Here is a 13,223-nt window from a genome sequence, read left to right on the forward strand (position 1 = left end):
TCGTGGGGTTCATGCGGTGACCTCCAGGCGCAGACCGTCGAGGTGGAGGCGACCGCGTACGGTGTCGACGGTGGTGGAGCCCTCGGCGGGGGTGAGGGTGAGCCGTACCCCGTGGGCGGCTCCGGAGGAGGCGGTGACCAGGCGGCTGGCGGGGACACGGGCGGCGAGCGCCACGTCCAGCAGGGCGAGCAGGGCCCGCGTCTCGGGCTCGTCGAGCGTCCGGCCGTACACGCCGTCCGACGCCAGGGCGTTCGCGGCGCTGCGCCGCTCGGCCTGCTCCTTCACCTGCTCCGCGCGGAGCAGGGCCCGCCGGTCGTCGTTGCGTTCGATCCGGCCGGGGCCGTGCAGCGCGGGGGTGCGGCCGGACTGGACCAGGGTGCGGGCGAGTTCGACCGGCTCGGCCTCCCACCAGGACGTACGCCCGGGGATCTGCTCGGGATCGGCGTACGGGACGGCGATGTGGCGGGGCGCGCCGAGCCCGAAGACCGCCTGGAACAGGGCGTGCGCGTCCTCGTCGCTCTCGCAGGAGGTGAACCACTGTGCGAGGTGGCGCAGTTGGCTCTCCCGGCTCACCCCGCCCCGGCGCGCCTCGGTGACCCGGCGCAGCAGGGCGAGGACGGAGCGGATCGCGGTGACGGTGGCGTCCTGCAGCCGCTCGGTCTCGCTGTGCTCGCGCTCCGCGAACCAGTGGACGATGCCGTCCCACCGGTGCCGCCAGTCCGCCAGGCGCTCGGCGGGGCTGCGGAAGAGCCGCTCGTCGGCCTCGGCCGCGTACTCGATCATGCGGTCCACACCGGTGGCCGCCGCCTTCTCGACGGCCTCCGCGAGCAGCGGGGCGTAGCGCCCGAGTTCGGCGGTGAACTCCCGCATGTGGGCGAGCAGCGTGTCCTTGTGGGCGAGGAACACCTCGGGCCGGGTGTCGTTGGTGCGCGCCAGGTCGCCCAGCATGAGGTAGAAGCGGGCGGCGCGCTGCGCCATCTCGTTCAGCACGGAGTCGAGACGGCCGAGCTTGCGGTAGACCTCCTCGGCGTCCCCCGCGGCGTTGGCCTCGGCCAGCGCGTGCAGGTCGCCGAGGATGTCGGGGAAGACGAGACGGGAGAGCTGGGCGTCCTCCAGGCGCGCGCCGAGTACGTCCTCCACGGCCCGGTACGCCCGGTATCCGGCCTGCGTGAACTGGTACACGTAGTGGCGGTTGCGGTACTCGGCGAGGTTCGCGGCGCGCGTCCCGTCGTACGACCGGTCCAGGACCTGCCAGTCCGCGAGCGCGTCGAGCAGCGGCTGAACGCCGGCCACTCCGCCGACGGCGCCCGCGGCGGGATGGTCGGCGGTGAGCCGCTCGAGCAGTCCCACCGCGTCCGAAACGTGCAGCAGCACCTGGTAGTTGGCGCGTCCGCGGTCGAAGGCACGCAGCAGCCACAGGTATTCGTGGCGCTTCTCGGCGGCGGCGAAGTGGAACAGCCGCAGCCGGTCGTCGAGGGAGAACGCGTCGATACCGAACGCGCCCTCGTCGACGGGCTCCGGGACATCCGGCTCCGGGACATCCGGCTCCGGGGCGTCGGGCTCGTCACTCACGGGTCTGGCGGCTTCCTCACTGCGGCTGGTACACGGTGCGTACTGCGGCTGGCACACGTTCTCACCCCGGCCGGACAGCCGGGATTCCGCACCAGTCTGCCGCACTCGCACCAGTGCGGGTAACCCGCTCTCCAGCCCACACCCCCTGTGCTACCTTGCGCCCTCCTCACGCCCCGTAGGGCGCGGGAGACGGGTCTCCCGCGCCCTGGTGCCCCGGTTGCGGATCCTGGACGAGGGAGCGACTGGGACGGCTGACCGTTCCCACCGCGGGCTGCCCCGGCGCCGAGTGTGCGCGCCGGACATCAGGTGTCGAAGTGCGCGTGCGGAGAGAGGGTTCCACCGAGGGCGGCGACTGAACGTAACGTCGGGGCGCCGCCCCGACGCATGGTCCGCCTGTGTCGATCACCTGCGCCAACTCGGTCTGACCGGGGCCGACGAGAGACACGAAAGGGAGCGGACTGCCCTCACACCGGCATGACCCGAACGTCATGCTGAGGGGTCCACTTGTCCCGCGTCACCAGGGTCATCCCTTCGATCTGCGCCTGGGCGACCGGTATCCGGTCGAAGGGGTCCCGGTGATGCGCCGGAAGCCGGCCTGACCCACCCCATGCCCGGCGGTGACGGGCAGGCCGGTGAACGGGCTGTCGCGTACCCGCTAAGGCCAGGCCTTCCGGGCCTTCTTCCGTGCGGGCCGCCACACGGATGGGGAGGCCACGCGCCGTCCCCGTCCCGGGGTCGTCCGGGTCGACGGAGGCGCGGGCGAGGTGCGGACGACGAGCTCGACCGGTGGGTCGCTCGCCAGTAGGGCTTCTGCGTGCGGCTCCTCGACGGCGTGCACGAGGAGACCGAGCCCCGACCGCGCCACGGCGTCAAAGGGCTGACGCAACCGTGGCCAGCCCGAGGTGGACGGACCCCGCCGTCACAGGGGCACGTGGGCCGGGTTTGTGTAACCGTTTGGGGCGACTGTGACGTAAGTGTTGACGGGCAGGGGACGGGACCTTACTTTCTGGCCGAAGTTCCGAACCTGGTTCGATAACTCGAACAACGGAGACCTTCGGATCGACTGACGAAGGGACGACGACAGTGATCCGCACCCGCGCGGGAGTCCGCACACGCAGAGGGGGATGGACGGCGATGGTCATCGCCGCACTCACCCTGCTGCTGGGCGCCACCATCCAGCCCGCCTCCGCCGCCGACGGGCGGCCGTTCACCAACCCGGTCAAGTCGCAGAAGGGCGCCGATCCCTGGATCGAGTTCCACAACGGCAACTACTACTTGATCAGCACGTCCTGGTCCGACGTGCTGACCATGCGCAAGTCGCCCACCCTCGCCGGGCTCGCCACGGCGCCCAGCGTGCAGGTGTGGAAGGACACCGACACCTCTCGGGGCTGCAACTTCTGGGCTCCCGAGATGCACTTCTTCAACAACAAGTGGTACGTGTACTACGTCGGTGGCGCCTGCGTCAGCGACTACCTCGGCACCCAGCGCTCCCACGTGCTGGAAAGCGTGGGCTCCGACCCCATGGGGCCGTACATCTACAAGAACAAGATCAAGCCCACCGGCTCGGACCCCTGGCTCATCGACGCCAGCGTGCTGGAGGTCGGCAGCAACCTGTACATGGTGGGCAGCGCCAACACCACCAACGGCACCCAGAACCTCGTCATCGCCCCGATGAGCAACCCCTACACCGTCAGCGGCACGCTGCGCACCATCTCGCAGCCCACCCTGAGCTGGGAGCGCCAGGGCGGCACGGTGAACGAGGGCCCGGAGGCGCTGCAACGGAACGGCAAGACGTTCCTGGTCTACTCCGCCAGCGGCTGCTGGACCCCCGACTACAAGCTGGGCCAACTGGAACTGACCGGCAGTGACCCGCTGCAGGCCTCCTCCTGGACGAAGAAGCAGACCCCCGTATTCCAGCGGAACAGCGCGACCAACGTCCACGGCCCCGGCCACAACGGCTTCTTCACCTCGCCGGACGGCACGGAGAACTGGATCGTCTACCACGCCCGCAACGACACCTCGACGGACGGCTGCGACAACAACCGCACCACCCGCGCGCAGAAGTTCACCTGGAACGCGGACGGCACACCGAACTTCGGCACCCCGGTCGCCCTCGGCACGACACTGCCCGGCCCCTCCGGCGAGACGGCGGCCACCCCGACCGCGTACACCCTGGTCAACCGCAACAGCGGCAAGTGCCTGGACGTCGAGGGCGGCAACACCGCCAACGGCACCAACATCTTCCAGTGGACCTGTAACGGCAGCAGCGACAACCAGAAGTGGCGGATCGAGGACCTCGCCGACGACACCAGCCGACTGGTGAACGTCAGGACCGGCAAGGCCATGGACACCACCAACTGCGCGACCGACAACGGCACCGACATCCGCCAGTGGTCCTGGCTGGACAACGACTGCCAGCGGTTCCGCCTCGTCCACACCGCCACCGGTGACTACGTGCGGATCGTGAACGAGAACAGCGGCAAGGTCGCCGACGTGGCCGACTGCGGCACCGGCAACGGCACCGACGTACGCCTCTGGTCCTGGCTGAACAACGACTGCCAGCAGTGGCAGCTCAGGCCCGTCAGTTGACGGACCGGATGAGCGGACCACGGTCCCGGTACCCGCTGCGGGTCCCGGGACCGTGGTGTGTCGCGCGTACGGCGGGAGTGCCCGGACACTCCCATGGCGGCCGACCGGCCGTTCCACCGGGTCAGCCGGCCGTACGGTGACACTCAGCCGACCGCCGAAAGGCTCTTGGCCGCAGGGGCCCACCCGCCCCGTCCCCACCCACGCCGCCGTCCCCGTACCGTCCGGGGGTCCTGCGCGGACGCCCCGGGCCAACAGCCCCGGGCCACCATCTCGTGGGCGTCCGGGCTCTGGGGAGCGCGGGCTGCTGGACTACGAGATCACCTCGGCCGCCTTCGGGCTGGCCCGCGGCCGGCGAGGGGGCAAGCCGAAGATCGCGGAAAGGAGGCCCTGAAGGCGATCACCGACTACCAGACCCTCGCTCTCGACCCGCACCCCACGCTGGTCCTATGGCAGCGCGTACGCGAACTGTCGAACAACCTCTCCGTCTACGACGCGCATTACGTGGCCCTCGCCGAGAGCTTCGGCGTTCCGCTGATCACCAGCGACGCGAGGATCGAGCGCAGTGGAGCAGCACGCTGCACGATCGAGACCTTCGAGGCTCCAGCACCTGACCCCAGCACCAGGGCGGTTTCAGAGTCTTTGGGCCCGACACGGCGGTCGGCGGCGCCGGTTCCGGCCACTTCGTACGGCATCGTGGCCGGTCAGCGATGGTGCACCGGCTCGGCAGGAAGATCTCTGGGTATAGTGCAGGCGTTTCGGAGAACCGGCGGCGGCCCGGAGTGGTCGACCTTACGCGCAACCTCGCGCTCATCGACGCCCGCGACCCTGGCGGACCCCCGATGACCACATCACTGAGGAGGCCGGCATGGAACCCGTCACGCTGATCACCGGTGGCTCGACCGGAATCGGCGCCGCCACCGCCCGCGCCCTGCTCAAGCAGGGCCAGCGCGTGGCCGTCACCGGACGTGACGCGGACAAGCTGGCCTCCTTCGCCGCTTCGGCCGGAGCGGACGGACGGCTGCTGACGATCACCGGCGACACCAGCGACGAGCACGACGTCGCCTCCGCCGTGCGCCACGTGGTGGACGCGTGGGGCCGGCTGGACAACGTCATCGCCAACGCCGGTTTCTCGCTGCCCGGCAACCTGGAGAGCCACGCCCCCGAGGACATGCGCGCCATGGTCCTCACCAACGTCCTGGGCCCGGCCCTGCTCGTGCGGGAGGCCCTGCCGCACCTCAGGGAGTCCAAGGGCCGGATCGTGATCATCGGTTCGGTCGCCGGGGTTCGCAACACGCCCGGCAACCTGTACTCGGTCACCAAGTGGGCCGCGCACGCGCTGGCCGAGAACACCCGGCTGCTGGTCGGCAAGGACGGGGTCGGCGTGACCGTCGTCGCCCCCGGGGTGGTGGACACCCCGTTCTGGGACCAGCGCGGCGGCACCCCCGAGGCGACGCCGTCGATGACCGCCGAGCAGATCGCGGACACGATCGTCTTCGCCGTCAACCAGCCCGCGGGCGTGGACATCAACCACATCACCATGCGGCCGGCCGGGCAGCTCGGCTGACGCCGCGCTCCCGACAACCATACGAAAAGGCGCCCTCGGCCCCCGCCGCGTACCACGCGGTGCGGGCCGAGGGCGCCTTCGGGCGTCCGGGTGGACGCGCGGCGTCAGGCGGAGAGGTGGGCACACCCACACCCGGGAAGGACCACCCCGGACCGCTCGAAGCCGGCCACGGTTGGCGCCCCCATCAAGGCCATGACCTCCTCAAACTCGCCCATGAGCAGCCGCAGGACGTCCGCGACGCCCTCCGCGCCGGAGTGGGCGAGCCCCCACAGGGCCGGGCGTCCGACCATCACCGCGTCCGCGCCCAGGCACAGGGCCTTGGCGATGTCGGCGCCGTGCCGGACCCCGCCGTCGAGGACGACCGCGCACCGCCCGGCGACGGCGTCCACGATCTCGGCGAGGGCATCGGGGGCGCTGCGGGAGAAGTCCAGCTGGCGCCCGCCGTGGTTGGAGACGACCAGCCCAGAGACGCCGTGCTTGACGGCCAGTTCGGCGTCCTCACCGGTGAGCACGCCCTTCAGCACCACGGGCAGGGAGGTCACCTCGCGCAGCCAGGCGAGGTCCTCCCAGGTGATCGAGGCGTCGAACTGCTCCTTGGAGTGCCGGGCGATGGCCGACTCCCCGTCCCGGCCGCCGTGCGAGGCGGCCATCACGTCGTGCGCCACATTGACCGCCCGGATGCCCGGGGGCACCGCGAACCCGTTGGCGGCGTCCCGGGGACGGAACGCCACCCTGGGCGCGTCGATGGTGAGGACCAGCGCGCGGAAACCGGCGGCCCCGGCCCGGCGGATCAGGTCCACCAGGAGGTCGCGGCGCTTGAGCCAATACAGCTGCAGCCACAGCGGGCCGGTGGCCGCGGCGGCGATGTCCTCCAGCGTCCGGCTCGCGAACATGCTGACCGTGAACAGGGCGCCGGCCTCACCCGCCGCCCGCGCCGTCGCCACCTCACCCTCCGGGTGGGCGAGTTGGTGGTACGCCATGGGGGCGATGCCCAGGGGGGCGGCGAGGTCCGCCCCGAGCAGCTCGGTGCGGGGGTCGCAGTGGGAGACGTCGACGAGACAGCGAGGCCGCAGCCGGATCCGGTCCAGGGCCTCCCGTCCCGCCGCCAGCATCGACTCGGTGCCGCTGCCACCCGCGAAGAAGTCCCACACCGGTCGCGGCAGCCGCTCCTTGGCCGCTGCCTCGTACGCGCGCAGCGCCAGCACCACATTTTCTCCGTTCGCCGTACTCGACAAGGGGTTCGGGACACCGGCCGTCAGGCGGCGGTGCCGGTGCTCTGCGCGGTGATGAAGGCGGCCAGCCTGGCCATGCCCTCGGTGATGGCCTCCGGGCTCTGCGCGCTGCACGACAGGCGCAGTTGGTGGGTGCCGCCGCCGTCCAGGTGGAAGTCGCTCATCGGCGTCCACAGCACGCCGTAGGCGCGCGCGGACAGCTCCAGGGCCTTGTGGTCGGCGGCGAAGGGCACCGTGACGACGGCGAAGAAGCCGCCGTCCGGACGGTTCCAGGAGATGCCGAGCTCGGCCCGGCGCTCCGCGGGGAAGTGCCGCTCCAGCTCGTCGAGGAGCGTGTCCATGTTCGTGCGGTAGTACGCGATGGCTCCGGCGTTCGCCTCGCGCAGCCGGCAGTCGCTCTCGATGAGCAGTCCGCCGATGACGGCCTGGCTGACGGCCGAGGTGTTGACGGTCGTCATGCTCTTGATCTTGGACAGCTCGTCGGCGAGCAGCGAGCGCCGGCCGCCCGGGCCGATGACCTCCTGGTCGGCGATGACGTAGCCCACCCGGGCCCCGGGCAGCGCCGTCTTGGCGAAGGAGCCCAGGTGCACCACGCGGCGGCCCGTGTCGAGGGCCTTGAGCGTGGGGCGGGCGGAGCCGGTCCGTACGAAGAAGCCGTAGGGGTCGTCCTCCAGGACGAGCAGGTCCTCCTCCTCGGCCACCCGCAGCAAGCGCTCGCGGTCCGGGAGGCTCATGCTGGTGCCGGACGGGTTGCCGAAGTCCGGGACGACGTAGAAGGCCCGGACACGTTCGCCGGCTTCCCTGGCGGCCCGCACGGCCGCCGACACGGCCTCCGGGCCAGGACCGGCGGGGCCCTCGGGCACGGGCCGCAACCGGATGCCCAGGAGCCGGGCCACGCCGGTGATGCCCACGTAGCACGGCGAGCTGACCAGCAGCGTGTCCTCGGGAGCGGCGAAGAGCGCCCGCAGGATGAGGAGCATGGCCTCCTGGCAGCCGGTCGTCACCACGACGGCTTCCGGGGAAACCTCGATCCCCTCGTCGTTGGCGACCGTCCGGGCGATCAGCTCGTGGATGATCCCGTTGGTGCGGCCGTACTGGAACAGCTGGGTGCGCACCTGGTCGCGCGACCAGCCCAGGGTCTCTTCCAGGTGGCTGGTGTACGTGTGCAGGTGGCGCGCGAGGTCCTCGGGCTCGAAGTCGCCCTCGGTGGGCCGACCGGGCGCGAAGGAGATGGCCTGCGGGAACCGGCCGACGACCTCGTTGAGGAAGTTCATGGCGTCGAGGACCGGGTCGCTGAGCGACCCGTGCAGCTCGTCGAGCGCCAGGGCGTGCGGGGACGGCAGGGCGGCTTGTGTCACCGCTCAGACTCCTCTCGGCGCGGCCGCGTAGGCCGTGCTCAGGGTGGGGGCCGCGGTGGGTGCGGGGATCCGGGCCCGGCCCTGTACGCCGCGGACCAGGGCCGTGGTGAGCCGGTCCGTGTGGACACGCTGCTGCTCCGGCTCGTGGGCGGTGCCCAGGCCCCGCAGGGCGTCGACCACCTGGTACAGGTCCTGGGCGAAACCGGCGAGGACGTCGGCGACGGCCACGGCGTTGGAGCCGAGGATGTCGGTCCACAGGTCGGCGCTGCCCGCGGCGAGGCGGGTGATGTCCTGCAGTCCCTGTCCGGCGAGCCCCAGCTGGGACGGGTCGCCGTGCAGTAACTGCCCCGCGAGCAGGCTCGACACCAGGTGCGGGGCGTGCGAGGTGAGCGCCACCGCGCGGTCGTGCTCGGCATGGGCCATCACGACCGGCCGGGCGCGACACAACTCGGCCAGGCGCCTGGCGCGTTCGACGGTCTGCGCCCGGGTGTGCGCGGAGGGGGTGAGCACCCAGGGCCGACCGTGGAACAGGTCGTCCCGGGCGGCGAGCGGGCCGGACTGCTCCCGGCCGCCCATGGGGTGCCCGCCGACGAAGCGGGTCAGGTCGCAGCCGGCCTGGTCCGCTTCCCGCTGGGGCAGTTCCTTGATGCTCGCGGCGTCCGTGAAGTCGTGGGCGAGTCGCCGCAGTTGGTGTTCCTTCAGCGCCGCCGCGACGTGCCGCGGTGGTACCGCGATGACGGCCAGGTCGACCGGGCTACGAGGTGTTCCTGCGATTCCGGCGCCGAGGTCCGCGGCGGTGCGCGCCGCTTCCGGGTTCGCGTCGATCAGGTAGGTGGTCACGCCCCGGCCCCGAAGGGCCAGGGCGATCGAGGTACCGATCAGGCCGGTTCCGACCACTGCGGCACTTCGCATCAGTGGTGGCTCCACAGGAGCGGGAGATACTCGGGGTCGCTGTAGTCGGGGGTGCCCTCGGCGGTGCGCCGCACGAGCACGTCGTGGTTGTAGTTGACCTGGGTGCCGTCCGAGCGGAAGAAGTCGCGGTAGCGGTTCTCGCCGTCCTGCAGGTGGAAGGAGATGGCGCGGCGCGGGCGGTCGCTGACGTTGGCACCGCTGCCGTGGTAGGTGCGGCAGTGGTGGAAGTTGACGTGGCCCTTGGGGATGAAGACCGGGATCTTGTTGACCTCGACCCCGTTGAAGGCCGCGTTGTCCTCCAGCATTTGATCCAGCTCGGAGGAGTCGCGCTCGGCGAAGTGCAGGGAGGTGGCGTCGTTGTCGGCCGTCTCCTTCCACAGGTGGCTGCCGTCGACCATCGTGATGGTGCCCATCTCCTCACCGCAGTCGTGGAAGGGGATGAACGCGGTCAGCATCCGCTCGGAGGTGGAGGTGGACCAGTAGTGGCGGTCGAAGTGCCAGGGCACGATGTTCGACTGCTCCTGCGCCACCGGGGGCTTGTAGATGAGCGTCGACTGGAACACCCGGATCTGCTCGGCCTCGGCCAGGCGCGCGGCGACGGCGCCCAGCAGCGGCTTGCGCAGGATGCGGCCTATGGTGTCGTCCTCGTAGTGGATGTAGTCGTTGTGCCGCTGGACGTCGCCCTTCTCCGGCTCCCAGTAGGCCAGCTTGGGCGGGCGTACCGGCAGGGTGCGGTCGCGGTGGCCGGCGTAGAAGCGCTCGCTGGCGGCCTCCAGCTGCTCGACCTCGTCGTCGGTGAACAGCTTCTTCGACAGGTACCAGCCGTGCTCGGCGTAGAAGACGACGTCCTCGTCGGTCGGGAGCAGCGCGCGCTCCTCGTCGGTGAGGGTGAAGCTCTGGGCGTCCTGGATGGTCATGGTCTTCCTTACAGGTGCGTGGATCGGTGCAGGGACGGCGCGCGGAGCCGGGTCAGGAGACGGCCTTCTCGCGGGCGACCGCCTCGTAGAGCGCCTTGATGTTGCCGCTGCCGAAGGTGCGGGCGCCGTGCCGGTCGATGACCTCCCAGAAGTACGTCTTCCGTACGTGCTGGGACTGGGTGAAGATCTGGAACACCTGGCCCCAGTGGTCCTCGTCGATCAGGACGTTGGTCCGGCGCAGGTCCTCGACCTGGAGGTTCGGGCGCTCGAAGCGCTCCTGGAGCTGTTCGTAGTACGAGCCCGGTGTCTGCAGGAAGCTGACGCCCCGCTTCTCCAGGGTCTGCACGGTGCCCACGATGTCGTCGCAGAGCAGTGCCAGGTGCTGCACACCGGCGCCGCCGTGGCGGGCCAGGAAGGTGTCGATCTGGCCGGGCTCACGGTCGGTGACCGGCTCGATCAGAGTGAAGGTCACCTTGCCGGACGGGCTCTGGACGACCTTGGAGTCCATGGCCTGGGTGCCGACCTCGATGAACTCCTCGAAGATCTGCGAGAAGCCGAAGACCTTCTCGTAGAACGCGACCGTGGGGCGCAGCCGGCCGGCGGGCAGGCAGATCGCCGCGTGGTCCACGGTGCTGAGCAGCTCCTCGCCCGCCTCGGGATCGGCGGCGATGATGTCCATCACGCCGGGCAGGAAGTGCTCGCGGTCGCCGGTGCGCTGGACGAACCGGTGGGCGACGTCGCCGAAGCCCAGGACCGTGGCGGTGACCACCTCGGTGCCGTCCTTGCTGTGGACGGTGGGCTGCTCGACGGCGGTGGCGCCCCGCTCGACGGCCACCTCGAAGGCCTTGGCGGCGTCGCTGACCTCGAAGGCGATGTTGGCGACACCGTCACCGTGCTGCATCACGTAGGACGCGGCCGGGTGGGTGGGGTTGAGGGCGGAGGTGAGGACGACCTCGATGCCGCCCTGGCGCAGCAGCAGCGAGCGGTAGTCGGTCTGCCCGGTCTCGGGACCGGCCTGGCCGCAAATACGGAAGCCGAAAGCGGTGCAGAGGTAGAACGCGGACTGCTGGGCATCTCCGACGTAGAACTCGACGTGGTCTACGGCCCCGATATCCATGCAAAACCCTTCTGTTTTCATGTTCGAGCAGGAGAAAGTCGAGATGTTTTCAGGGAGTGGCGAGCGGGCGAATCGAGAGATTCGGCCCCGAACATCGCTCTAGAGAGTGGAGAACTCGTTCAGCGGCGACCAGACACCGTAGTCGCCCCGACGGTAGAGAAGTGGCTCACGCGGGAAGACTGCGGCGCCTTCCACCCGGCCTATGACAAGCCAATGATCGCTCGCCTCGATCGCATTTTCAACCCTGCATTCCGCAAAGCCGAGCGAGACTTCGATAAGCAGCGGCGCGCCTTCGGCAATATCCGAGGGGCGCCATTCGACATGTGCGAACTTATCCGTGGCCTTGCTCGCGAACACCTGAGAGGCGTCGCGCCCGGACGAGGAGAGGAAGTTCACCGCGAACGCCTGCGACGAAATGATCGCCGGCAGTGTGCGGGACTCCTTGCCGACGGAGACCAGCAGCGTCGACGTCGTCGCCGACACCGCGCAGACGGCGTTGCTGGTGAAACCGTACGGCTCACCCTTTCCGTCCGTTGCCGTCACGATGGCGATCGGGGTCGGGAACGAGCCAAAGAGTTCGCTGAAGCGTACAGAACCGACGTCCATCAAGTTCCTCCGCGGAACAGCTCGTGAATCTTTTTCGGGCAGGCCGAAGAAACCAACGGCCAGTGATGGTGTTTTTGTAACCGTCGCCGCCTCTTCGCGGCGGCGGTTATTCCGCGGTCGCGCCCGCGAGAGTCGCCTCACGTGCGGCGATCGCGCGGCCGAAAGCCCGGATCGTCAGCGGCAGCATGAACGCACTGAACGCGGTGAGCGCCACGGCCAGTATCAGGACGAGTTGTTGCGGTCCCAGATTGGATCCGGAGGCGGCCACCAGAAGTCCCGCGATGGGCATGGCCAACATATTGAGCAGGTAGAACGGCCCCATCACCTTTCCGAGGTGTTCTTGGGGAAGGACCTTGATGCGCTGCGTCCGGTTGAAGACGTTGAAGTACGTCACTCCGACCATGGCCGCCACGAACGCCGGGGCGTACAGCAGCATGGAGGAGGCGAAGCCGATGAGCAGCAGACAGGAGCAGAGCAGGGCGAGGCCGAAGATCCCGAGCATCCGCACGTTGACGTACCGGAGCAGGAACGGGATGACCAGGAGGTTGACGATCCCCAGCACGCCGATACAGATGTTCAGCAGGGCGAACGCCGACTCCGGGGCGCGGAACACACCCGTGACCAGTGCGACGTTGGCGGCGAGCACCACGGCGAAGACCAGGTTGATCGAGAAGTTGAGCGAGGCCAGCAGGACCAGCGGCCTGCTGCGGACCAGCAGGGACCAGCCCAGCCGGAGTTCGGCGACGATCTCCGCGGCTCCGCCGCCGCTGCTGGGGATGCGCAGCCCGCGCGGCAGGGGCAGCCAGCAGGCGGCGGCGACGGCGAAGACCGCCGCGGCGGCGCCGAGCAGCCAGACCTTGTCGATGAACGCCACGCCCAGCATCGCCAGGGCGGGACCGACGGCCATCGCCGAGACCTCCATGCTCTGCACCACGCCCTGGATCTTGGCCAGTTCGGTGCCCTTGGCCAGCTGGGGCACGACCTTCTCCACGGACATGCGCACCGGCGCCATCAGCAGCGAGAGCAGTGGCGCGGCTGTCATCAGGATGGGCGTCAGCAGTGAGGGCGCGGCCAGACAGCCGACGAGGGCGCCGCCGAGGACGACGGCCCGGCCGGCCGTGACGACGGAGAACAGCCGCGGCCCGCCGTCACGGTCGGCGAGGAGACCGGCGAAGGGGTACGCGAGGAGGGCCGGGAGCCACTCGATCGCGTAGGCGAGGCCGAGGGCCGACACATCCTTGGTGTCCTGGAAGATGAGCAGCGGGATGGCGAACATCACCATCTGCTCGGCAACGACCCCGAGAAGGACACCGCAGGCGAAGAGCCGTCGGTGCAGCACGGATCGCGTGGTCATAA

Annotated in this window: 11 protein-coding genes; 3 read left to right on the top strand and 8 right to left on the bottom strand. The window is 70.0% G+C overall.

What is annotated here, in order from left to right; genetic code table 11:
• Positions 1-9: 9 nt before the first annotated feature.
• A complete protein-coding gene (locus WBG99_RS14955; protein WP_338896783.1) occupies positions 10-1,572 on the bottom strand; it encodes a TIGR02677 family protein in 1,563 nt (520 codons plus the stop codon).
• 1,134 nt (positions 1,573-2,706) lie between these two features.
• Here WBG99_RS14955 and WBG99_RS14960 point away from each other — a divergent pair.
• The 3 genes from WBG99_RS14960 to WBG99_RS14970 all read left to right on the top strand — a co-directional run bounded on the left by WBG99_RS14960 (position 2,707) and on the right by WBG99_RS14970 (position 5,725).
• Complete coding sequence (locus WBG99_RS14960) at positions 2,707-4,161, top strand: family 43 glycosylhydrolase (RefSeq protein ID WP_338896784.1); 1,455 nt, start codon at positions 2,707-2,709, stop codon at positions 4,159-4,161.
• Positions 4,162-4,254: 93 nt separating this feature from the next.
• Positions 4,255-5,004 (top strand): type II toxin-antitoxin system VapC family toxin, encoded by a 750-nt coding sequence (locus WBG99_RS14965; RefSeq protein ID WP_338896785.1) that lies wholly within the window; start codon positions 4,255-4,257, stop codon positions 5,002-5,004.
• Between the two features lie 22 nt (positions 5,005-5,026).
• Positions 5,027-5,725, top strand: coding sequence for an SDR family oxidoreductase (locus tag WBG99_RS14970; RefSeq protein ID WP_338896786.1), 699 nt, complete (start codon positions 5,027-5,029; stop codon positions 5,723-5,725).
• Positions 5,726-5,829: 104 nt separating this feature from the next.
• On the opposite strand, the gene WBG99_RS14975 is transcribed toward WBG99_RS14970, so the two are convergent.
• The 7 genes from WBG99_RS14975 to WBG99_RS15005 form a co-directional block, all read right to left on the bottom strand.
• Complete coding sequence (locus tag WBG99_RS14975; RefSeq protein ID WP_338896787.1) at positions 5,830-6,933, bottom strand: alpha-hydroxy acid oxidase; 1,104 nt, start codon at positions 6,931-6,933, stop codon at positions 5,830-5,832.
• 47 nt (positions 6,934-6,980) lie between these two features.
• Positions 6,981-8,315, bottom strand: coding sequence for a PLP-dependent aminotransferase family protein (locus WBG99_RS14980; protein ID WP_338896788.1), 1,335 nt, complete (start codon positions 8,313-8,315; stop codon positions 6,981-6,983).
• A gap of 3 nt (positions 8,316-8,318) precedes the next feature.
• Positions 8,319-9,227, bottom strand: a complete 909-nt coding sequence (locus tag WBG99_RS14985) for a prephenate dehydrogenase (RefSeq protein WP_338896789.1) — start codon at positions 9,225-9,227, stop codon at positions 8,319-8,321.
• Positions 9,227-10,144, bottom strand: a complete 918-nt coding sequence (locus WBG99_RS14990; protein WP_338896790.1) for a phytanoyl-CoA dioxygenase family protein — start codon at positions 10,142-10,144, stop codon at positions 9,227-9,229. The genes WBG99_RS14985 and WBG99_RS14990 overlap by 1 nt, the downstream gene beginning before the upstream one ends.
• 52 nt (positions 10,145-10,196) lie before the next feature.
• Entirely contained in the window at positions 10,197-11,261 is a 1,065-nt protein-coding gene (gene hppD, locus WBG99_RS14995) for a 4-hydroxyphenylpyruvate dioxygenase (RefSeq protein ID WP_338896791.1), read from the bottom strand.
• Positions 11,262-11,360: 99 nt separating this feature from the next.
• The gene (locus WBG99_RS15000; protein WP_338896792.1) at positions 11,361-11,867 is read right to left on the bottom strand and encodes a flavin reductase family protein; all 507 of its coding nucleotides are present in this window, start codon (positions 11,865-11,867) and stop codon (positions 11,361-11,363) included.
• A 106-nt stretch (positions 11,868-11,973) separates the two neighbouring features.
• A complete protein-coding gene (locus WBG99_RS15005) occupies positions 11,974-13,221 on the bottom strand; it encodes an MFS transporter (protein WP_338896793.1) in 1,248 nt (415 codons plus the stop codon).
• Positions 13,222-13,223: the final 2 nt, after the last annotated feature.

Source organism: Streptomyces sp. TG1A-60 (genome assembly GCF_037201975.1).
Taxonomy (GTDB): domain Bacteria; phylum Actinomycetota; class Actinomycetes; order Streptomycetales; family Streptomycetaceae; genus Streptomyces.